Raw genomic sequence first — 20,609 nt, forward strand, 5'->3', positions numbered from 1 at the left:
CCCCGTAAGGGGCGCGGGGAACTGCGCGACCAGCCCCCACCGGCGCGCGTTCGTCACCGTTCTTCCAGCGGAGCGCTCAGGCGTGGCTCGCGGGCCCGCGCGTCTGCGTCAGATGCGCGAAGACGACGACATTGCTCTGGTAACCGGTTTTCTTGTCGAACGTCCCGGCGCACGTGATCAGCCGCAACTCCGGGCGCTCTCTGGGCCCGTAGACCTCCTGACTCGGGAAGCGCGCCTTCTCGTACGTGCGGACGGCGTCCACGGTGTAGACGGCGGTGCGTCCGTCGGCGCGCCGGGCCTCGACGCGGCGGCCGGGCCCGAGTTGGTCCAGTCCGGCGAAGACGGCGGGGCCGGTGGCGGTGTCCAGGTGGCCGACCACCACGGCGGTGCCCGCCTCGCCGGGCGAGGGCCCGCCCTCGTACCAGCCGACCAGTTTGGGGTTGTCGACCGGCGGCGTGGTGAGCTGCCGCTTCCGGTCCAGGCGCAGGCCGGTGACCGGGGCTTCCAGACCGAGGTACGGGATGCTCAGGACCGTTGCCCTGGACCGCGGGAGCGACGGGGGTGGCGGCGCGGGGCGAGGGACGGGAGGCCGGGGGCGGGTGGGACTCGGCCGGGGCGCCGGTGTCGAGGATGCCGAGGCGGGCGAGGAAGCCGGAGGCCCCGGGGACGCCTCGGCGTCCCCGGGCTCCGCCGCCGGGGCGGCCACCGGGCCTGTGGGCCGGTCGTCGTCCTCGGCCCACCAGAAGCCGCCCACCACCAGCGAGGAGGCGATCACGACCGTCCTCGTCAGGCGGTAGGCGCGCGTCCGGTACCAGGGCCTGGGCGTGCGCCTACGCGGCGCCATCGGGCCGGCGGCGCAGCATCCGGAAGTAGACGAAGCCCGAGACACCGACCAGGCCCACCGCCGCCGCGGCGCCGACCGCCGACACGCTCGGGGTCTGGGCGAGACCGCCGCCGCCCGCGGGCACGCCGCCGTTGGGGCCGCCCGGGGGCGTGATCGGGCAGTCGACCTTGAAGACCTTGTGCTTGCCCGCGCCCATGCCACCCTCGATCTTCCAGGTGAGCTTGTACTGGCCGTTGGGCAGGCTCAGCGTGGCGGGCTTGACGGGTGTGCGGCCCGTGCCGGTCGGGAGGGTGAGGGTCCCGTTGAGTGTGGCGGTTCCCGAGTTCGCGGGCTGCGGGTCGATGACCCAGGAGATCGCCTGATTCGGGTCGAAGTTGAAGGCGGCGAGGTAGAACTTGCACACCTTCGGGTTGTTGCTCTGGTCGGTGTCGGGCGTCGTCTCCGCGTGGATCTTGACGTCGCCGTTGTCGCCGGGGGCGGCGAAGGCGGCCGGTGCTCCGAGGAGAGCGGTTCCGGCGAGGGTGAGTGCCGTGAGGGCGGCGGCGCCCGTGCGGACTCGGGCGGAGCGGGGGAGGGGCGAGGCAGACATGCGGGTTCCTCCGAGTGGAATGATTGTCGCACAAATCGGACCTGCACCTGACTCTCTTTCACATCCCGGGCGCGAAGACGCGGCACAACACTGAGGAGCCGTCGGATATCGCCCGTACGGACCAAGGCCGTGGCGGTGATCGAGTGCCGCCTAGACTCCCCACGTGGACAAGACTGCGTTCGAGCGGCTCGGTGCCGCCAAGTACCTGCTGGTCACCAGCTATCGGAAGAACGGCACAGGAGTCGCGACCCCGGTGTGGGTGGTCCGCGACGGGGAGACGCTCGGTGTCTGGAGCGCCGAGGACTCCTGGAAGGTGAAGCGGATCCGCAACCGCGGCGACGTGCTGGTGGGGCCGTGCGACGCACGCGGCAACCCCACGGGTGAGCAGATTCCCGCCACCGCCGAGATCTGCGACCAGGACGCCACCGAGCGGTACCGGAAGCTCATCGCACGCAAATACGGGGTCATCGGCCGGCTCACCATGCTCGGCAGCCGACTGCGGCGCGGGAAGAGCGAGACGGTCGGTATCCGGGTGTCGCCGGCGTCGTAGGTCCGAGCGTCGGCACGACTGCAAGCCGCGGTGCAGTCGCAAGCCGCGGCGCGACGGAAGGCCGCGGCACGGCTGCAAGCCACAGCACAGTCGCGAGTCACGGGCCGACCGCAAACCGCACGGCCCGACCGCGAACGGCCAGGCCGATGCCCGCGACCCGAGCGTGTCGTCGCACGAGTGACGTCCGCGGGCTCTTGGCCTCCGTGTGCAGGCCGATGGCACCTCGGTCCGTCTCCCGGCCCCGGCCTCAGCCACTTCGAGACCTCACGCGCCTTCACCCCCGGTAGGACCCTGCCGCAGCCAGACGTAGTCGACGGGCTGGCCGACGTTCCACGCCTTCGCCAGGTCGGCCTCGACCGGAACGAAGCCGGCTCCGCGATAACACCGGAGGGCCCTTTCGTTGTCCGGGTGCACCCGCATGAACACATCGGAGTGCCCCGCCCGCCGGGCCTCGGCGACCAGCCCCTCGACGAGCACGCGCCCGAGCCCCCGCCCGCGGGCCTCGGGCGCCACGATGATCCGTGCCAGCTCGACCTCGTCCTCCTCGGCGTCGAACCACAACTCCCCGTATCCCACGAGCCGTTCGCCTTCGACGAGGATGCGGGCCGTCACGTCCTCGTCCCGCTGCCACGCCGCGACCGTGTGCTCGGCCACGGGGAACTCCCGAAGCCCACACCACATCGCGACCTCGGCGGCGGAGACGGGCCAGCCGGCCACGGTGCCCGAGTGGGCGGCGCTGAAGGGGAGAAGGTCCATTGGGTGGGTCCATCCGTCCTGGGTGGGTGCGATTTCCTGGGAGTCGGCCTCGTGGCGCGTCAGCCTCGCGGCTCGTTGTCGTTGACCAGCACGGCCGCTCCGTCGAAGCGGCCCGCCTTGAGATCCTGCAGGGCCCGCGGAGCCTGCGACAGCGAATATGTGTGAGTGGTGGCGCGAACGCCGTGCCGGGCCGCGAGGGTCAGGAACTCCGGCCGTCCTCTTGGGTGTTGGAGGTGACACCGCGTACCTCCTTCTCGTAGAAGAGTTCGCGCTCATAGGTGAGCGGCGGTACGTCGCTGAGGTGGATGCCCGCGATCGAGAGGATGCCGCCGCGGTCCAGGGCCCGCAGGGCGACGGGCACCACCGCCGGGCGGCCGGATCGCGGGTCAGTACGTGGACGGTCGCCCCCTGGGACAGGGCCACCTGGGCGCACAGGTGAGCGCTGCCACCGAAGCCGTACAGGCCGAGGCGCCCCGCCAGGGGGCCGGGATCCGTGCTGCCCCGTACTCACCTGTCGAACCAGGCGTCCGGCCGCCCGTCGTATTTCTGCGGGACAACGGAAAGGATCGTTGACGCGGCGTGGACGCGGTGCCAACGTGCTCGCACCAGTCCTCCCGGCCGGCCGGGACCCGGGTGGTGTCGACGGGACGCCACCCACTGAACGGCGCATTGAGGCGAACGGAGGACTTGTCGCCATGTCAACAGCCAGTGGAGACCCGACAACGGGGACGGCCGACTTCTCGGCGGCGCCCCTGGCCGATGCTTCCCCACCCGAGGAGTGGGAGAGCGGCCAGGACGCGAACACGGGTCAGCGCACCACCGAAACGAACGGGGACGAACAGCGGCCGACGGCAGGGGAGTTGACCGCGGAGGCGGCCGCGAGCCCGCAGCCGGGTGCCGCGCTCCCCGCCTACCGCCCCACCCGCGGCCGCTACCGCGGCAGCAGCGGCGGCTACGAACTGGACCTGCGCGTGGACGTCGACAGCGTGCCCGGCGGACCGAAGGTCCTGCGGAAGGTCAGCGGTGACTTCTTCAGCACCGGCGGCGCCACGAAGGCGTACTTCGGCTCGTTCATCGTGCACGCGCCCACCGTCTCCTGGACGGCGGCCAAGGTCGTCATCAAGGGAGTCGCCGCCTACACCTGGCAGACCACGCACACGATCGTGCGGGTCACCGTCCCGCGGAGCAGGGCGAACCAGCGGCCCGGCGCCGCGACCGTGGAGTTCCTCCGCCCGCCGGGCCACCTCGGTGCCACCTACGTCTGCCCGCACATCTCGCCCTACTTCCGCACCATCGAGTGGGAACAGGACTCCGTGACCGGGGCCGTGCCCTTCCTCTCGTACGACACCGGTTCGCTGCCGCAGCCGGCCAACAGCCCGGCCCGTGTCCTCACCGTGCCCCGGGCCTACGCCGAGGCCGGCATCGAACTGCTGGTGTCGGGCACCGCGAACGTGATCGCGAACAGCCAGAACGGCTGGACCAACACCGAACTGCACGCCGCGATGGAGACCAACTTCAGTCTGTGGCGCAACGCCCCGCAGTGGAAGCTGTGGCTCCTTGTGGCCAGCCGCTACGAAGGCACGGCGGGCGTACGCGGCATCATGTTCGACGCCGCCGACGCCTTCCAACGGCAGGGCTGCGCGGTCTTCTACGACCTGGTCCAGGGCGCCGACCCCGAGTCGCAGCGCGCCATGCTGCGCACGTACGTCCACGAACTGGGCCACTCCTTCAACCTGCTGCACTCCTGGCAGAAGAACCTGGCCCAGCCCCCGGCCCCGCTCGGCGGGAACAACGGCTTCGCCGACCTGTCCTGGATGAACTACGCCCAGAACTACCAGCCGTTGAACGGCAACGGCGGGGCGGCCGCCTACTGGGGTGCCTTCCCCTTCCAGTTCACCGACAACGAGCAGATCCATCTGCGGCACGGCTTCTACCGGAACGTCATCATGGGAGCCAACGCCTTCGGTACCGGCGCCGCCGACATCGAACCCGAACTCTTCGACGAACCGCTCACCGACGAGTCCGGGCTCCGCCTCGGTCTGCGCGCGGACAAGCAGGGCTTCACGTTCGGCGAACCCGTCGTCGTGGAACTGAAGTTGGAGACGACCGACCTGCGCGGCCGCTCCACGCACAGCCACCTCCACCCGGACGACGAACTGGTCAACATCGCCATCCGGCAGCCCTCCGGCCGCACCGTCCTCTACCGGCCGCTGCTGCGCCGCTGCGTCGACCAGGACCAGACGATCCGCCTGGACACCCACCGGCCCGCGATCTACAGCAGCGCCTACATCGGCTACGGCCGTGACGGGCACTACTTCGAGCAGCCGGGCACCTACCAGCTGCGCGCGGCCTATCTGGCCTCGGACGGTTCCCGGATCGTCTCGCCGGTGCTGCGGCTCAACGTCAGGCACCCCGTCAGCCAGACCGACACACAGCTCGCCGAGCTGATGATGGGCGAGGAGCAGGGCAAGATCCTCGCCCTGCGCGGTTCCGACTCGCCGTCGCTGCGGGCAGGCAACGACGCGCTCCAGGAGATCATCGACCGGCACGGCACGCATCCCTTCGCCGTGTACGCGCGGCTCGCCAAGGGACTCAACTTCGAGCACGAGTTCAAGTCCCTGAGCCCCGACAAGAGCGAGCTGACCGTGCGTCCCCCGGACCCCAAGTCCGGGATCGAGCAGCTCACCCAGGTCGTCAAGGTCTCCGAACAGGGCAAAGGCGTCGACAACCTGACGCTCAACCTGGCCACCCGCCGCCTGGCCCGCGCGTACGCCCGTCAAGGCGACCTCGAAGAGGCCAACTCCACGCTCGACCGGCTGGTACGGCACTTCGACACACCGGCGTTCAAGCCGTACGTCGTGGACGCCGTACGCGACCAGGTCGACACCACCAAGGCGCGGCTCACCGCCGAGTTCGGCAGCTGACCACGCCTGAAGGAGGGCACTCACGGGCGACCCCTCCGCCCGTGAGCGCCCTCGTCGTGTCCGGGCGGGCGGCGGACCGGTGTGCCAGCATCGTGACCAGGTGCCAGGTGCCAGGTGCCAGGTGCCGGGAAGCAGGAAGGCGCGGGAAGGAGCTGTCCCATGCTCGACCTCGTCCTGTACGGGCCGAGCGGCCCCCAGCCCCTCGGCCGCCCGGCTGCCGTCCGGGCGGAGATCCGCAACACGGGTGGCCGCGACCTCTGGATCGCGGGTGTGCTCGACGGCTCCGAGAGCGGACTGCGTTACCCGCACTACCGGCCCGCCGTCATCCGCGCCGACGACGACAGCGTCGTCGCGCGCCCCGGACCGGCCGAGGACCCCCTTGTCGGACCGCTCAGGCCCGGCGACCTGCGCCGACTCGCCCCGGGCGAGTCCTTCGACCCGACCACCGGACCGGGCTGCCTGCCGCTCATGACGTTCGCCCACTACGTCCCGGAGCGCCCCGGCCGCGTCCGCTACACCCTCACGCTCGCCACGGAAGCCGCCCGGCCCGAGGAGTGGCTGGGCGGCTTCGGACTGCCGACCAGCACCGAGCGGGACGAACTGCTCGCGCTGGTCGCCCGGGTGCCCCGTACGACGATCACGGCCGCTCCGCTGGAGGTGGACTTCCGCTGAGGTCCACTTCGTGAGGCCGTGCGAGAGGGACGGGGGCGCATGTGAAGCAGCGAGGCGTACGTGAGCCGGGCCGTCAGCCGCCGTACTCGCCGCGTCGGCGGAGCATGACGAGGAACATCAGCGGGAGCATCACTAGGTGCTCCAGGGTGATCATCGAGTCGGCGGAGACGACGCCGAGCCAGAGCAGCGGGAACAGCGCCAGCAGGGGCACGAACATCGCGCCGCACATCTCGACCGTGCTCACCCAGCCGTGACCGCGATACCGCATCCAGACGGCCATTCCGACGGACATGTCGAACGCCATTTTCAGGGCGGTCAGTTCGGGATCCCGGCTTTCGGAGAGCTCGACTCCGGCGAGGGCCAGGAGGGCCTGCGTCGCCGCGCCGAGGACCAGCATCCCGACGACCATCGCGGCCACCATCTCCAGGTAGTGGCGGACGAAAGGCGACCTGCCGTGCCACTTGCCGTGTCCCCCGCTGTGCTGCTTGCCGCGCCATCCGCTGTGCCACCCGCCGTGCCACTTGCCTTGCCATCCGGCGTGCCACTTGCCGTGCCACCAGCGCTGCGCCTGCCCGGCGGGATCCAGTGCCGCGCCGTGAATGGGTTGTGTATGCATGACGGTCTCTCTTCCAGTACCGGGGTGGGGTATTTCCGACGCCTTCAGCCTGCGCCGGGGCGAGACCCGCGAGTAGTGCCGAACCCGTATGCGGGCGCGTGGTGTTGTCACGTCCGCACATGACATCTGTCATGCCGGGACGGCCACAGCACTCAGCTCTGCCGGGCCGCTTCGTGGACAATGGCCGGATGGGGGACGGGTCGAACGATCGTGGGACGGGGCTGGCGAGCTTCCGGCGCTACACGTGGTGGGCCCTGCCGGGCACGACCGCCGGTCTCCTGGTGCTCTTCGTCGGCGACTGGATCCTCGACGGTGACGTCGCGGTGTGGGCCCGCGCCCCGGCCGCCGCCGCCCTCGTGGTCGAGGTGGTGGCGAGCGTGGTGCTGCTCAGCCGGCGGCTGGCACTGCTGCCGGGGGCCGGCACGAGCCCGGCGAGCCCGCCCGTGGGCTGGCTGATCACCGCGAGCGCGGCCGGAGCCGTGCTGGCAGGGCTCCCGCTGGCCCTGCGTGACTACGGGTTGTGGGCGGTCGCGCCCGCCATCGTGGTGGCGATCGTCGCGACGTACCTCCCGCCGCGCCGCAGGCGACCGCTGATCGCCGGTGCCGTGATCCTCGCGCCGCTGCCCGGTGGTCTCGTCAGCCTGGTAGCCGGGGACGGGGAACTGCCGTACGCCGCACTGTTCCCGGCCGGGCTCGTCGCCTTCACCGCCTGGGTGACGCTCGGTCCCCTGTGGGCCTGGGACACCGCGCGGCGGCTGAACGAGGCACGGCGACTCGAGGCGGAACTGGCGGTCAAGGACGAGCGGCTGCGGTTCGCCGCCGACCTGCACGACATCCAGGGCCACCACCTGCAAGTGATCGCGCTGAAAAGCGAGTTGGCGGGCCGGCTCGTCGAGGTGGACCCCGAGCGCGCCGCCGCGGAGATGAAAGAGGTGCGGCGACTGGCCGCCGACGCCCTGAGCGACACCCGTGCCGTGGTGCAGGGCTACCGGCGCACGACTCTGGACGACGAGATCGCCAACGCGACCCGGGTGCTGGCCGCCGCCGACATCGACGCCACGATGACCCTCGAACCCGCGACGGCCGACACCGCCCTGGTCGACTCCGCGCTGCCTGACTCCACCCGCCATCTGCTGGGCCTGGTGATGCGGGAGGCCACCACCAACGTGCTCCGGCACAGCCGGGCGCGGCACGCCGAGGTCGACTACCGCGTCACCGGTGGCCTGGCCCGCCTGCGGGTGAGCAACGACGGCGCCGACGAGCATCCGGCAGCCACCACCGGCACCGGACTGAGCACCCTCGGCGAACGGCTGCGGGCGGCCGGCGGCGAGCTGACCTGGGCCCGCGACGGCGAGCACTTCACGGTCGCGGCCGCACTGCCGACGAACTCGATGTCGACAATCTCGCCACCGACAATCTCGCCACCGACGAGCCCGCCACCGACGAGCCCGCCACCGATGAGCCCGTCACCCACGAGCCCGTCACCCACGAGCCCCGTGAACGGAGAGACCCGGTGATCCGGCTGCTGATCGCCGACGATGAGGACCTCCTCCGCAGCGCCCTGGCCGCCCTGCTCGGGCTGGAGCAGGACCTCACCGTGGTCGCCGAGGCGTCCACCTCCACCGAGGCGGTACGGCTGGCCCGCGAGCACCGCCCCGACATCGCCGTCCTCGACCTGGAGATGCCGCCCACCGACGGTCTGCGCGCCGCAGAGGAGATCCGGGCCGAGCAACTGCCCACCCAGATCGTCATCGTGACCCGGCACGCCCGTCCCGCCGTGCTGCGCCGCGCCCTGGCCGCCGGTGTCCGCGGCTTCGTCCCCAAGACCACCTCCGCGGCCAGACTGGCGGAGATCATCCGCGACATCGCCGCAGGCCGCCGCTATGTCGACCCCGACATCGCCGCCTCCGCACTGACCGAGGACGACTGCCCCCTCACCGACCGCGAACTGCAGGTCCTGCGCGCCGCCCGTACCGGGGCCTCGGTCGCCGAGATCGCCGCCGAGGTCCATCTGGCCCAGGGCACGGTCCGCAACTACCTCTCCGCCGCCATGTCCAAGCTGGGCGCCCCCACCCGCCACGCCGCCGCCCACCACGCCTGGCAGCAGGGCTGGATCTGAACCGTCCGGAGCGATTGCTAGCCTTGACTGTGATCGATTCCCCCAGGTCCGGCCAAGGTTCGCGATGAGCGCCGTCGACTCCTTCCCGTCCTCCCCTCCCGGCCCGCCCTTCCCACTCGGTGCCGCGACCACGCTCGCCGAACTGGCCCGGGACCCGCATGCGCGACTGGCGCTGCTGCGGGCGCACGAGCCCGTGTCCTGGCTGCCCGAGCTGGGTGGCTGGCTGGTGACCCGCCGCGACCTCGCGCTGAGCGTGATGCGCGACGCGGTGACCTTCACGGTCGACGACCCCCGGTTCTCCACCGCACAGGTCGTCGGGCCGAGCATGCTGTCCCTGGACGGCGACGAGCACACCCGTCACCGCGACCCCTTCACCGCGCCCTTCCGCCCCCGGCAGGTACGGGAGGGCTTCGCCTCGTTCATCGAGCGGGAGACCGACCGGCTCATCGGCGCACTGGAACCGGCGGGCGCCGGCGAACTGCGCCGTGCCTTCGCCGGCCCGCTCGCGGTCGCCGTCGTGACCGAGGCACTCGGACTGGCCGGCACCACCGCGGACACGGTGCTCTCCTGGTACGACGCCATCGTGCGGACGGTCTCGGACATCACCGCCGGACAGGAGGCGGGACCCGCCGGCGCGGCGGCGTACGCGCAGCTACGGGCCGCCGTGGAAGCCACCGTCGCCGACCCGGACGGCGCCTCTCTCCTGCTCTCCGCCGCCGGGCCCCTGACGGTGCCCGAGGTGGCGTCCAACGCCGCGGTGCTGATGTTCGGCGGCATCGAGACCACCGAGGCGATGATCACCAACGCGCTGCTGCACCTGCTGGAACGCCCCGACCAACTCGCCCTGGTCCGGGCCGACGCCGACCTGCTGGACGGAGCCGTCGAGGAGTCGCTGCGCCTGGAACCCGGTGCGGCGGTCGTGGACCGCTACGCCACCTGTGACACCGTCCTCGGCCCGGCCACGATCCGCCGGGGCGACCTGGTCACCGTCTCCCTGACCGGCGCCAACCGTGACCCGGCGGTCTTCCCCGACCCCGACCGGTTCGACGTCCGCCGCGAGAACGCCCGCCTCCAACTGGCCTTCGCCCACGGCCCGCACTACTGCCTCGCCGCGCACCTCGCCCGCCTGGAGACGCGTATCGCCCTCCAACGCCTGCTCGAACGCCTCCCCGCCCTGCGCCTCGACCCGGACCACCCCACCACGCCGCACGGTCTGGTCTTCCGCAAGCCGCCCACCCTGCATGCCCTGTGGGACAGCCCCGGCGTCCCAAGTGCTCAGCCCGGCTGACGGAGCGTCCGGGGCCGCGCCCCCAGCCGCCCCGACGCCTCCACCAGGGAGACCGTGAACGGATGCGAAGGCGCGGTCAGGACCTCCGCCGCCCGCCCCTGCTCGACCAGCTCGCCCGCGTCCAACACCGCGATACCGGAGGCCAGTCGAGCCGTGTCCAGGTCGTGCGTGATCAGTACGAGGGACAGGTCGTCGCGGTCGTGGAGGAGCCCGGCGAGCAGGTCGAGGATGCCGCGCCGGGTGACGGTGTCGAGCCCGGACGTGATCTCGTCGCACACCAGCACACGCGGCCGGGCGAGCAGAGCGCGGGCGAGCGCGGCCCGCTGGAGTTCCCCGCCCGAGAGGCGGCCGGCGGAGCGGTCGACCAACTCACCTGACAACCCAAGGCTGTTGAGCACCTCAGAAGCCTCGGCTCGTGCCTCGCGTGGGCTCGCCGCCCGCAGTCGCACGGCCGTCCGGGCCACCTGATCGAGAACCGGCCGATACTCGTCGAAGGACGCCCGCGCATCCTGGAACACATACTGCACGGCCGCGAGTTGATCCCGGCTGCGGTCACGCAGACTGCGCGGCAGCGGGGCCCCGTCGAGCAGTACGTCTCCGTCGTACCGGCGATGCAGCCCGGCCAGGCAGCGGGCGAGAGTCGTCTTCCCGCTGCCCGAGCGGCCGAGAACGGCGAGGCATTCACCGGTGCGCAGGGTGAGTCGCGGAGCGCGCAGCGCCGAGACGCCGTCACGGTGCCGGGCGTGGAGGCCGCGGACCTGAAGCACGGCATCCGTGCGACCGGTGCCCGGTGCGTTACCGGCGCCCGAAGCGCCCGAAGCGTCCGTCGGCAACGTAGGCCGCTCCGCGAGGAGTTCACGTGTCCACGGATGCGCCGGCGCGAGCCACACCCGCTCCGTGGGCCCGGACTCCACGACCCGGCCGTCCCGCATGACCAGCACCTCGTCGGCGAGCGCACGCACCGTCTCCAGGTCGTGGCTGAGCAGGACGATGCCGATGCCCCGCGCGGCGACCGCCGTCAGTTCGTCGACGACGCGTCGCTTCGTCAGCGCGTCCTGCCCCGTGGTGGGTTCGTCCGCGACCACTACCCGTGCGCCGAGCAGCAGCGCCTGTGCGAGCACGACCCGTTGCTGCTGGCCACCCGAGAGCTGATGCGGAAAACGCCTCAACAGCTCGGCCCCGTCCGGTATTTGGGCCATGGCCAAGGCGTGCAGAACACGTTCCCCTGCCGCGCCCCGGCGCTCCCGGCGAGGCAGCTCGCGTACCTGCCCCCGCGCGATGTCGTACAGCAGCGCACCGACCCGCCGCGCGGGATTGAGCACCGCCGCCGGATGCTGCGGGACATAGCCGACCAGGGCGTCGTCCACGCGTACGGCACCGGTCACGCGTGCTCCCGCCGGGAACTCGCCCAGCAGTGCACGCCCCGTCGTCGTCTTCCCGCTCCCGGAGGCCCCCACCAGCGCGGTCACCCTGCCGGGCAGAACCCGCAGGCTGACCCCTTCGACGATGCACCGGCCGCCGATCTCGACGGTCAGCTCCTTGATCTCCGCGACCGCGGTCAACGCGCTCACAGGCGCGGCTCCTTCACAACATCGCGATCAACGGATCGATCAACATCTTGATCAACACCCGAGCCGACACCTCGACCGGCGCCCAGGCCGCCAACGCCGCGGCCGACGCTCCGAACCACACCCTGCCCCGCGCCCCGATCAGTTCTGAGCGCGGCGTCGAAGAGCAGATTGCAACCCATGGTCAGCGCCACGATCAGCAGCGCCGGGACCACCACGGCCCAGGGCTGTACGAACAGCCCCGTGCGGTTGCGGTCCACCATCACCGCCCAGTCGGCCGCGTCCGGCGCCACCCCGATGCCCAGGAAGGCGGCCGTGGCCACCAGGTAGAGGACACCGGTCAGGCGTATCCCCGCGTCGGCGGCGAGCGGCCGCAGGATCGACCGGCCGACATGGCCGACGGCGATACGCCACCACGACTCGCCCTGCATGCGCAGCGCCTCCACAGCCGGGCGCGAGGCCGTCTCCGCCGCGGCGGCGCGGACGATGCGCGCCGCGTCCGGGATGTTGACGAGCGCCACCAGCAGCGCGAGACCCACCGCACCGGGCGAGAACACCGAGGCCACCAGCAGGATCATCAGCAGCGACGGCACGGCCAGCAGCACGTCCAGCGGCCGCATCAACAGCTCCTCCAGCCAGGTCCGATGGGTCAGCGCACTGATTAGCCCGAGCGGCAGCGCCACCAGGTACGCCAGAGCCGTCGCCGCGAGCGCGACGACCACCACGGGCCGCCCGCCGAGCAGCACCAGCCGCCACACGTCACGCCCGACGAAGTCCGTACCGAGCCAGTGCCCGTCACCGAGCGTGAAGGAGGCGGCCCGCGGCCCCGGTTCCCCCACGAACAGCGGCCCGCACAGGGCGAGAACCAGCGGTACGCACATGAGGGCGGCCCCGAGCGCGAAGCGCCCCGAAGGCAGTCCCGGCGGCCGTCCCTTTGACAGCCGTTTCACGCTGCCACCCCTGCTCGCGGCGCGAACCGGTGAGCGACGAGATCCGCCCCCAGGTTCAGCACCACCGTGATCACCCCGAAGACCACCGCCAGCCCCTGTACCACCGGCACATCACGCTCGGCGACGGCGTTCATCAGCACAGTCCCCAGACCGGGAATCACGAACAGCGCCTCCACGACGATGACCCCGCACAGCAACCAGTCGACTGTGCGGGCGAGTTGCTGTGCGGCGGGCGCCACCGCGTTGGGCAGGGCGTGGGAGTACCGGACCCGGGCGCCGGAGATCCCGTACCGGCGGGCCTGCGCGACGTACGGCGAGGCGAGGGCGTCGATCATCCCGGCGCGCACCAGCCGGGACAGCGAGCACACCGGCCGGGACAGCAGGACGAGCACCGGCAGTACGAGCGCGGTGGGATGCCCGAGCAGATCCGTGCCGTAGCCGACCGCCGTCGGCGGCAGCCAGTCGAGCCGCAGCGCGAACACCGTCACCAGCAGCACGCCGAGCGCGAACTCCGGCACCGCGTACACCCCGAGCGTCACCGAACTGACCAACCGGTCCACGAACCGCCCCTCGTACCGCGCGGCCAGCACCCCGAGCCCGACCCCGAGCGGCACCAGCAGCGCGACCGTCACGGCCGCGAGGAGCAGAGTGGGTCCGAAGGCATCGGAGATGTACGAGGTGACGGGCCGCCCGGACACCAGGGAGTTCCCGAAGTCCGCGTACGGCAGCCCCGCCGCCCAGTCGGCGAACCGTTCGTACGCGGGCCGGTCCAGGTCCATCGCCTCGCGGATGGCGGCGATCCGCGCGGGGTCGGGCTGGTCCCCGGCGAGGGCCACCGCCGCGTCGCCCGGCAGCGCCTCGGTGAGCGCGAAGACCAGCAGCACCACGGCCACGGTCTGCGCACCGCCGAGCAGCAGCCGCCGGGCGGCCCAGGAACCGAGTCCGCTCACGCCAGCCAGACCTTGTCGAACCGCGCCCAGTCGAGCGTGTTCGCGGGCGCCTCGTGCTCAACTCCCTTGACCGTGCGACCCGTTCCGATGATCCAGTCGGCGAAGCCCCACACCAGGAAGCCGCCCTCGGCATACAGCCGGCGCTGCATCCGCTCGAACAGGGCGGTGCGTTCCTTCTCGTCCTTGGTGGACTGCGCCTGCTGGTAGAGCGCGTCGAAGTCCTTGTGGTGCCACTTGGTGGCGTTGGTGGTGGAGTCGGTGAGCAGCCGCTGGGAGATGTGCGACTCGATGGGCATGGCGCCCGAGCGGTAGCAGCTCAGGGTCCCGGAGTCGAGGATGTCCGCCCAGTACGAGTCCTTGCTGCCCATCTTGACCTCGACCGTGACACCGGCCTTGGCGGCCTGGTCCCGGAAGATGCTGGCCGCCTCGGTGAACCCGGCCGCGACCGCCGAGGTGTCCAGCGTGACCTTCAGATCCTCGGCACCCGCCTTCTTCAGGAGGGAGCGGGCCCGGTCAAGGTCCTGCTCGCGCTGTGGCAGCCCGTCCGCGTAGTACTCGTACCCCTTGCCGAAGAGGTCGTTGCCGACCACGCCCGCCCCGGACAGGGCGCCGTCGATCAGCTCCTGGCGGTCGGCGATGAGGAAGAACGCCTCCCGCACCCGCTTGTCGTCGAAGGGCGCCCGGTCCGTCTTCATGGCGAAGGCCTGCATGGCGCTGCCCTGCAGCCGCACGATCTCGATCTGCCCCTTGCCCTCGTGGGCCCGTGCGGTCGTCGGGTTGAGCTCGTGCGCGTACTCGACCTGCCCTCCGAGCAGCGCGTTGATCCGCGCGGACTCCTCGTTGGCGACGACGAACTCCAGCTCGTCGAGGTGCGGGGCGCCGTCCCAGTAGGCGTCGTTGCGCCGGAAGACGGCTGAGCGGCCCGGTGCGAACGACACGAAACGGAACGGTCCGGAGCCGACCGGCTGCTTGTCGAAGCCGGAATCCGATGAACCGTCAGGAACGATGTAGGAGCCGAACGCGGCCAGCACGTTGGGGAATTCGGCGGTCGGCCGCTTGAGGACGAACTCGACGGTCCGTGCGTTCACGGCCCGGCTCGCGTCGAGGTCGATGGGTTCGAGGGAGGCCTTGGCGCGGAACGCCTTCTTGGGATCGGCGATGCGGCGGTAGCTGTAGAGGACGTCCTGAGCGGTGACCGGCTTGCCGTTGTGGAAGTCCGCGTCCCGCAGGGTGACGGTCCAGCGGTCGAGCCCCGCGTTGGGTTCCCAGCCGGAGGCCAGCCGCGGCTGTGCCGAGAGGTCGTCGCCGTAGTCGGCCAACTTGTCGAAGAGCGCCTTGGCGCGGGCGGCGTCGGCGAACAGGTTGCCCAGGTGCGGGTCGAGTGTCTCGCTCGCTCCGCCGCCCGCGAAGGCGGCCCGCAGCCGCCCGCCGCGCTGCGGCTTCCCGTCGTTCCCGTCGCCCGCGTCGGAGGTGTCCTCCGAGGTGCCGCAGCCGACGAGGGCGAGAGCGCCCGCGCCCGAGGCGGCGGCGAGAAATCCTCTTCGGCGGAGGCCGGAGTAGTCGCGCATGTCGATGTCCTTGCTGTGTGAGGAAGCTGCGTGAGGAATGAGTGCCGGGGCCCGCTGGGCGAGGTGTGAGTGCTGTGGCCCGGTCAGAAGCCGAGGCGGTCCACCGGTTGGGGCCGGTGGAGGCCGGCCCGCCCGCCGGTCAGGACGCCGTACCGGCACGGCCGTTCGGTGCGCGGCTCCGGACCGTCGTGCGGCGCGAGCACGGGCCCGGCGCCGGGCCGGCCGCTCGGGAACGGTGACCCGGCCTCGTAGGGCTCCGGGTTGTCGGCGCGCAGGTCGCCGCTCGCCCCGCTCGCGTTCACGCCGCCGCCCCGACGGGCACCGGGCGCTCGGGCAGCGCCCCGAGGCGGCGCAGCCAGGCGACACCGCCCGCCGACGCCAGCCCGAAGACCAGACAGCAGGCCCACGGCAGCCAGGCCGCGTCCCCCGGTCACCGGTGTCCATGGCCCATCCGACGACCGTGTTGCCGACGGCGGCGGCGACCCCGGACACCATGTAGAAGATCCCGAAGTACGTGCCGGTCAGCTCCGGCCGCCCGAAGCCGGGGATCAGCTCCATCACGAACGGCTGGGCCACCATGACGCCGAGGTAGAGAAGCAGCACGCCGACGAGCACGGGCACGGCGTGCCACACCTCCGGCGCGGCTCCGGCGACCAGCATCGGCGGCAGGAACGCGAGCCCCATCAGGGCGAGCCCCACGCCGATGGCCCACTGGCCGCGCTCCTTCAGGGCCCGGGTCAGCCGCAGCTGAAGGGTGAGATTGGCGAGGGTGCCCACGAGGAAGACGAGCCCGGCCGCGCCGTCCCAGCCGGTGGCCCGGCGGGCGCCGTCGGGCAGCAGCAGATACAGCTGGTTCTCCAGGGTGAACATGCCGACCATGGCCAGCGAGAAGGCCAGGAACGCGCGGTTGCCGACCACCTCACGCCAGTCGGCGAGGACACCGCCCGTGCTCGGCGGTACCGCCCGCGCGGGCAGCACCAGTGCCTGCGCCACGGTGAGCACGGCGAAGATCCCGGCGGCGGTGAGCGCGGCGGCCCGGAAGTCGACGAGCAGCAGCACGCTGCCGAGCAGCGGCCCGATCAGCGCACCGGCCGTCGCGAACATGTTGAACAGCGCGAACGCCTCGGCCTTGCGCTCACCTGCCTCCTGCGCGAGATAGGCCCGCACGGCCGGGTTGAACAGCGCCCCGGCGAGCCCGCTCAGCACGGACGCGGCCAACAGCACGGCGAGCCCGTCGCCGAGCGCGAACAGTGCGAAGCCGACGGTACGCACCGCACAGCCGGCGATGATGACCCCGCGTGCCCCGAGCCGGTCCGCGGCCGATCCGCCGATGAGGAAGAGCCCCTGCTGGCTGAGGTTGCGCGCCCCGAGCACGATCCCGACGACGGCCGCCGACATGCCGAGGTCCTGGTCCAGATGCGTGGCCAGATACGGGATGAGGAGGTAGAAGCCGGTGTTGACGCCGAGCTGGTTGACCAGGAGAAGCCGGATCGCGGGCGAGAAGCCGCGTATCTCGACCAACAGATGAGTCACAGCTCCCCTTCCGCGCAACCCGGTTGAGTGTCAGGGCACGCCAGAATCAACCCCATGGCGGGGCGCGGACGGTGTGACCGACGCAGACACTATCGATAATCATTTTCATTGTCACCTGCGTGCCTGGTCTCTGTTGAACTTCCAGGCGGGGGCGCGCGTATCACTTCTCAGTACCGCCCGGAGGGAGAGCAGCTTGCCGACACCGTCCGACCCCGAACCGCCCCCGAGCCGGTCGGCGCTCGAACCGACCCGAGTCCTGCGCCGACACCGGCCGGGAGCCCTGTCGGAACTGGTGCGGCAGGTGCAGGAGAGGGAACGCGATCCGAACGCGGGCTACGAAGTCGTCGCGCTACCGACCGCCGAAGGCGCCGGGCCGCCTCGCGCGGCGGAGGACGACACCGAGGAACTGCCGCCCGTCGTCGTGGACGAGGAATACGCGAAGGACCGTCGGGGCGGCGGACACGGCCGCTCGTCGGCCCGCCGATCGGCGCACGGGCGTACGTCCGTGTTCGGCCGGGCGGCGATCGCCGTCGCCGCGGTGGTCGCCGCCCTGGCGGGATTCAGCGCCGCGCTCCTGCTCACCTGGGACAGGAACACCGCTGAGGAATCGCAGGCGCCGCCGCCCCCGGCCGCCTCGGCCGCACCGCCGGCCCCGCCCGCACCTCGGCCGTCGACCGACCCGGACGGCGCCGGCACCCTCCGCGAGGGCGACAGCGGCTCGGAGGTGAGCGATCTGCAGGACCGGCTGCTGCGCATACCCGACGTGTACGAGGGCGGCACGACCAGCGGTGTGTACGACGCCACGCTGACCGCCGCGGTGGCGCGCTTCCAGCTCTGGTACGGCATCCGGGGCGACGAGACGGGCGTGTACGGCGACGACACCCGCACCGACCTCGAATCCCGCACCACGTCCTGACGTACCGGCGCGCCGGTGAATATGCCTGTCCTGCGCGACGAAGGGCTTCAAGAGGCGTGCGTGTGTCAGCATGGCGCCGTGGATGGGGGGATCCTCGAACGCGACCACGAGCTGGGCCGACTGGCTGCCGCCGCGCGGGACGCGGCCGATGGAGCCGGTGCGGTGGCGCTTGTCTTCGGCGAGGCGGGAATCGGCAAGTCGAGCCTGGTGAAGGCCATGCCGGGCGTGCTGCCCGCCGCGGCGCGCGTCCTCGTGGGGGAGTGCGACGACCTCGCGACGCGCCGGCCACTGGGACCGTTCCGCGACCTCGTCGGCAGCGTCGGCCGAGAACTGGCGCGAGTGCTCACGGAGGGCAGTGACCGGCCCCGCGTGTACGACGCCCTGCGGGCGGAACTGACCGCCGCCCCGCACCCGGCGGTCCTGGTCGTCGAGGACGTGCACTGGGCCGACGAGGCCTCGCTCGACGCGCTGCGCTTCCTGGTGCACCGGGTGGAACGCATGCCGGCCCTGCTCGTCCTGACGTACCGGGACGACGAACTGGACCGCCGGCACCCCCTGCACCACCTCCTCGGCCAGGTGTCCCGGGCCGAACGCGTGCACCGCCTCCCGCTGTCCCGGCTCTCCCGGGGCGCCGTCCGCAGACTGAGCTCGGTGAGCAGGCTGGACGCGGCCGAGGTGTACGAGGTGACGTCGGGCAATCCGTTCTTCGTCGCCGAGGTGCTCGCGGCCGGCGGCACCGGAGGCGTGCCCCCGACGGTGGTCGACGCCGTACTGGCCCGACTGCGCGGCCTGGACGACCGGACCCGGGACGCCCTGGAGCAGCTCGCCGTGGTGCCCTCCGCCGTCGAACGCCCCCTCGTCGACGCGCTGCTCACCGACGGAGTGGCCGAACTGGCGGCGGCCGAACAGCGCGGACTGCTGACCGTGACACCCGAACGGGCCGGTTTCCGCCACGAGTTGATCCGCCGGGCCGTCGCCGACTCGCTGCCCGCCGCCCGCCGCATCGAACTCAACCGCCACGTGCTCGCCGCACTCGTCGCGAGCCCCGGCTCCGATCCGGCCCGCGTCGTCCACCACGCGGCCCAGGCGGGCGACCAGGAGGCCATCGCACGGTACGGCCCCGACGCCGCCCGGGACGCCTCCAGCACCGGCGCACACCGCGAGGCCGCCGCCCACCTGGGGCTCGTGCTACGGCAGCGCGACCGCTTCGACGCGCCCGAACTGGCCGATCTGCTGGAGCGGTACGCCGTCGAGAGCTACACCATCGCGGACTCCGCCACCGCCGTCGAGGCAGAGCGGGACGCGGTCGCGCTGCGCCGGTTCCTCGGCGACACCCGGGCGCTCGGCGCGGACCTGCGCTGGCTCTCCCGCATCCACTGGTGGGCGGGCGACGCCGACGAGGCCCAGCGCGCCGCACGCGAGGCCATCGCCGTACTGGAGGAGGCGGGCGACGACCGGTTGCTCGCGCTCGCCCTCAGCAACACCTCGCAGCTCCACATGCTTGCCGACCGCACCGCCGAGGCCGTCGACTTCGGTGAACGCGCCATCGTCCTGGCCCGGCGGACGGGCGACACGGCGATCCTCGCGCACGCCCTCAACAACGTCGGCAGCGCCCGCTGGCGTGCCGGTGACCCGCTGGGCCGCGCCCAGTTGGAGGAGAGCCTGAAGGTCGCGCTGGCGGCCGGCGAGGTCGAGCACGCCTGCCGGTCGTACGCCAACCTCATCTGGACGCTCCTCGAACGCCTCGAATACTCCGAGGCCGACCGCTTCCTCGCCCCCGGCATGGAGCTCGCGGACCGGGCGGAACACCTGGGCTTCCTCAGCTATCTGCACGTGGCGATGGCGCTGCGCCGTTTCGCCGCCGGAGCCTGGGACGCCGCGGAGCGGCACGCCGAACTCGGCTCCCACGAGTTCGTACCGGCCCGCTGTCCCGCGCTCACGGTCATGGCCCGGGTACGCGTCCGCCGCGGCCGCAGCGGTGGCGACGAACTGCTCGACCGGGCCTGGGAGATCGCCGTACGCACCCGTGAACTGCAGCGCACCGGCCCGGTCGCGGCCGCCCGGGCCGAGGCCGCCTGGCTCAGGGGCGATCACCCCGCGGTCGTCGAGGCCGCCGGCGAGGTCTTCGAGCATGCGTGCAGACTGTCCGCCCTGCCGCACCGGGCCGAGCTCGGCCACTGGCTCAGGAAGGCCGGGCACCCGGTACCGGCGGACGGTTCGGACCATCCGTACGCCCTCCAGACGGCCGGCCGGTGGCGCGAGGCGGCACAGGCCTGGCTCGCGGTCGGCTGCCCGTACGAACATGCCGCCGCCCTCGCCGAGAGCCCGGACCCGGACGACAAGCTCGCCGCCCTCGCCGGTCTGGACGCGCTCGGCGCGGAACCGCTGGCGCGCCTGGTCCGCGGCGAGCTGCGGCGGCTCGGGGTACGCCACATCCCGCGCGGTCCCCTCGCCGCGACGCGGGACAACCCCGCCGGCCTCACCGAGCGCCAGCTGCAGGTCCTGCGGCTGCTGGCCCAGGGCCTGACCAACCCCGAGATCGCCGAGCGGCTGGTGGTGTCGGTCCGTACCGTCGACAACCACGTCGCCGCCGTACTGGACAAGCTCGGCGCCCGCACCCGGCGCCAGGCCACCGCCCGCGCCACGGAACTGGGCATGCTGCCCGGACGCGAGACGTAGCCCGGGACATGTCCCGAGACGTAGGTAGCGGCCGGCGCCGAGCTGAGTGGCCGGCACGGATACCGGGGTCCGGGGGAGCGGACTAGA

18 protein-coding genes and 1 pseudogene are annotated in these 20,609 nt (G+C 72.2%); 8 read left to right on the top strand and 11 right to left on the bottom strand.

Translation table 11 applies throughout. The features are described from left to right. Positions 1-76 precede the first annotated feature (76 nt). Complete coding sequence (locus tag AB0I18_RS34530; RefSeq protein WP_363109621.1) at positions 77-844, bottom strand: class F sortase; 768 nt, start codon at positions 842-844, stop codon at positions 77-79. Next, on the bottom strand, positions 831-1,433 hold the full coding sequence (locus AB0I18_RS34535; protein WP_363109622.1) for a hypothetical protein: 603 nt from the start codon (positions 1,431-1,433) through the stop codon (positions 831-833). Before AB0I18_RS34535 ends, AB0I18_RS34530 begins: the two co-directional genes overlap by 14 nt. A gap of 163 nt (positions 1,434-1,596) precedes the next feature. Between AB0I18_RS34535 and AB0I18_RS34540 the strand changes: the two genes are divergently transcribed. Continuing rightward, positions 1,597-1,983: a PPOX class F420-dependent oxidoreductase gene (locus AB0I18_RS34540; protein WP_363109623.1), complete on the top strand. Its 387-nt coding sequence runs from the start codon at positions 1,597-1,599 to the stop codon at positions 1,981-1,983. Positions 1,984-2,247: 264 nt separating this feature from the next. On the opposite strand, the gene AB0I18_RS34545 is transcribed toward AB0I18_RS34540, so the two are convergent. After that, complete coding sequence (locus AB0I18_RS34545; RefSeq protein WP_363109624.1) at positions 2,248-2,739, bottom strand: GNAT family N-acetyltransferase; 492 nt, start codon at positions 2,737-2,739, stop codon at positions 2,248-2,250. A gap of 199 nt (positions 2,740-2,938) precedes the next feature. After that, positions 2,939-3,100: a hypothetical protein gene (locus AB0I18_RS34550; protein WP_363109625.1), complete on the bottom strand. Its 162-nt coding sequence runs from the start codon at positions 3,098-3,100 to the stop codon at positions 2,939-2,941. Between the two features lie 334 nt (positions 3,101-3,434). Between AB0I18_RS34550 and AB0I18_RS34555 the strand changes: the two genes are divergently transcribed. Then, positions 3,435-5,663: a hypothetical protein gene (locus AB0I18_RS34555; protein WP_363109626.1), complete on the top strand. Its 2,229-nt coding sequence runs from the start codon at positions 3,435-3,437 to the stop codon at positions 5,661-5,663. 159 nt (positions 5,664-5,822) lie between these two features. Next, positions 5,823-6,335, top strand: coding sequence for a hypothetical protein (locus AB0I18_RS34560; protein WP_363109627.1), 513 nt, complete (start codon positions 5,823-5,825; stop codon positions 6,333-6,335). A 73-nt stretch (positions 6,336-6,408) separates the two neighbouring features. Here the strand turns inward: AB0I18_RS34560 and AB0I18_RS34565 are convergent, their stop codons facing one another. Next, entirely contained in the window at positions 6,409-6,951 is a 543-nt protein-coding gene (locus AB0I18_RS34565) for a hypothetical protein (RefSeq protein WP_363109628.1), read from the bottom strand. A gap of 188 nt (positions 6,952-7,139) precedes the next feature. Between AB0I18_RS34565 and AB0I18_RS34570 the strand changes: the two genes are divergently transcribed. The 3 genes from AB0I18_RS34570 (at position 7,140) to AB0I18_RS34580 (ending at position 10,358) form a co-directional block, all read left to right on the top strand. After that, positions 7,140-8,468 carry a histidine kinase gene (locus AB0I18_RS34570; RefSeq protein WP_363109629.1) on the top strand — a complete coding sequence of 443 codons (1,329 nt, stop codon included), beginning with the start codon at positions 7,140-7,142 and terminating at the stop codon, positions 8,466-8,468. Continuing rightward, on the top strand, positions 8,465-9,070 hold the full coding sequence (locus AB0I18_RS34575) for a response regulator transcription factor (RefSeq protein WP_363109630.1): 606 nt from the start codon (positions 8,465-8,467) through the stop codon (positions 9,068-9,070). The genes AB0I18_RS34570 and AB0I18_RS34575 overlap by 4 nt, the downstream gene beginning before the upstream one ends. 64 nt (positions 9,071-9,134) lie before the next feature. Beyond that, a complete protein-coding gene (locus AB0I18_RS34580; RefSeq protein ID WP_363109631.1) occupies positions 9,135-10,358 on the top strand; it encodes a cytochrome P450 in 1,224 nt (407 codons plus the stop codon). Here the strand turns inward: AB0I18_RS34580 and AB0I18_RS34585 are convergent. The 6 genes and pseudogenes from AB0I18_RS34585 to AB0I18_RS34610 form a co-directional block, all read right to left on the bottom strand. After that, positions 10,346-11,920, bottom strand: a complete 1,575-nt coding sequence (locus AB0I18_RS34585; RefSeq protein ID WP_363109652.1) for an ATP-binding cassette domain-containing protein — start codon at positions 11,918-11,920, stop codon at positions 10,346-10,348. The genes AB0I18_RS34580 and AB0I18_RS34585 overlap by 13 nt on opposite strands. A gap of 5 nt (positions 11,921-11,925) precedes the next feature. After that, the gene (locus AB0I18_RS34590) at positions 11,926-12,807 is read right to left on the bottom strand and encodes an ABC transporter permease subunit (protein ID WP_363109653.1); all 882 of its coding nucleotides are present in this window, start codon (positions 12,805-12,807) and stop codon (positions 11,926-11,928) included. 65 nt (positions 12,808-12,872) lie between these two features. Further along, positions 12,873-13,826 (bottom strand): ABC transporter permease, encoded by a 954-nt coding sequence (locus AB0I18_RS34595; protein WP_363109632.1) that lies wholly within the window; start codon positions 13,824-13,826, stop codon positions 12,873-12,875. Continuing rightward, the gene (locus AB0I18_RS34600) at positions 13,823-15,394 is read right to left on the bottom strand and encodes an ABC transporter substrate-binding protein (protein WP_363109633.1); all 1,572 of its coding nucleotides are present in this window, start codon (positions 15,392-15,394) and stop codon (positions 13,823-13,825) included. Before AB0I18_RS34600 ends, AB0I18_RS34595 begins: the two co-directional genes overlap by 4 nt. Before the next feature lie 83 nt (positions 15,395-15,477). After that, entirely contained in the window at positions 15,478-15,696 is a 219-nt protein-coding gene (locus tag AB0I18_RS34605; RefSeq protein ID WP_363109634.1) for a hypothetical protein, read from the bottom strand. Next, positions 15,693-16,906: pseudogene (locus AB0I18_RS34610) on the bottom strand (MFS transporter). Before AB0I18_RS34610 ends, AB0I18_RS34605 begins: the two are co-directional and overlap by 4 nt. A 214-nt stretch (positions 16,907-17,120) precedes the next feature. Here AB0I18_RS34610 and AB0I18_RS34615 point away from each other — a divergent pair. Both AB0I18_RS34615 and AB0I18_RS34620 read left to right on the top strand, forming a co-directional pair. Further along, a complete protein-coding gene (locus AB0I18_RS34615; protein WP_363109635.1) occupies positions 17,121-17,843 on the top strand; it encodes a peptidoglycan-binding domain-containing protein in 723 nt (240 codons plus the stop codon). A gap of 78 nt (positions 17,844-17,921) precedes the next feature. Beyond that, positions 17,922-20,522, top strand: coding sequence for an AAA family ATPase (locus AB0I18_RS34620; protein ID WP_363109636.1), 2,601 nt, complete (start codon positions 17,922-17,924; stop codon positions 20,520-20,522). Positions 20,523-20,609 lie beyond the last annotated feature (87 nt).

Origin of the sequence: Streptomyces sp. NPDC050704 (assembly GCF_040654355.1) — a bacterium.
In the GTDB taxonomy this organism is placed as follows: Bacteria; Actinomycetota; Actinomycetes; order Streptomycetales; family Streptomycetaceae; genus Streptomyces.

Excerpts from the sequence above, each read along its gene's own strand:
- AB0I18_RS34580 (WP_363109631.1), top strand. The coding sequence starts at position 9,135 with ATGAGCGCCGTCGACTCCTTCCCGTCCTCCCCTCCCGGCCCGCCCTTC.
- AB0I18_RS34545 (WP_363109624.1), bottom strand. The coding sequence starts at position 2,739 with ATGGACCTTCTCCCCTTCAGCGCCGCCCACTCGGGCACCGTGGCCGGC.
- AB0I18_RS34590 (WP_363109653.1), bottom strand. The coding sequence starts at position 12,807 with ATGTGCGTACCGCTGGTTCTCGCCCTGTGCGGGCCGCTGTTCGTGGGG.
- AB0I18_RS34530 (WP_363109621.1), bottom strand. The coding sequence starts at position 844 with ATGGCGCCGCGTAGGCGCACGCCCAGGCCCTGGTACCGGACGCGCGCC.
- AB0I18_RS34560 (WP_363109627.1), top strand. The coding sequence starts at position 5,823 with ATGCTCGACCTCGTCCTGTACGGGCCGAGCGGCCCCCAGCCCCTCGGC.
- AB0I18_RS34535 (WP_363109622.1), bottom strand. The coding sequence starts at position 1,433 with ATGTCTGCCTCGCCCCTCCCCCGCTCCGCCCGAGTCCGCACGGGCGCC.
- AB0I18_RS34570 (WP_363109629.1), top strand. The coding sequence starts at position 7,140 with ATGGGGGACGGGTCGAACGATCGTGGGACGGGGCTGGCGAGCTTCCGG.
- AB0I18_RS34565 (WP_363109628.1), bottom strand. The coding sequence starts at position 6,951 with ATGCATACACAACCCATTCACGGCGCGGCACTGGATCCCGCCGGGCAG.
- AB0I18_RS34600 (WP_363109633.1), bottom strand. The coding sequence starts at position 15,394 with ATGCGCGACTACTCCGGCCTCCGCCGAAGAGGATTTCTCGCCGCCGCC.
- AB0I18_RS34555 (WP_363109626.1), top strand. The coding sequence starts at position 3,435 with ATGTCAACAGCCAGTGGAGACCCGACAACGGGGACGGCCGACTTCTCG.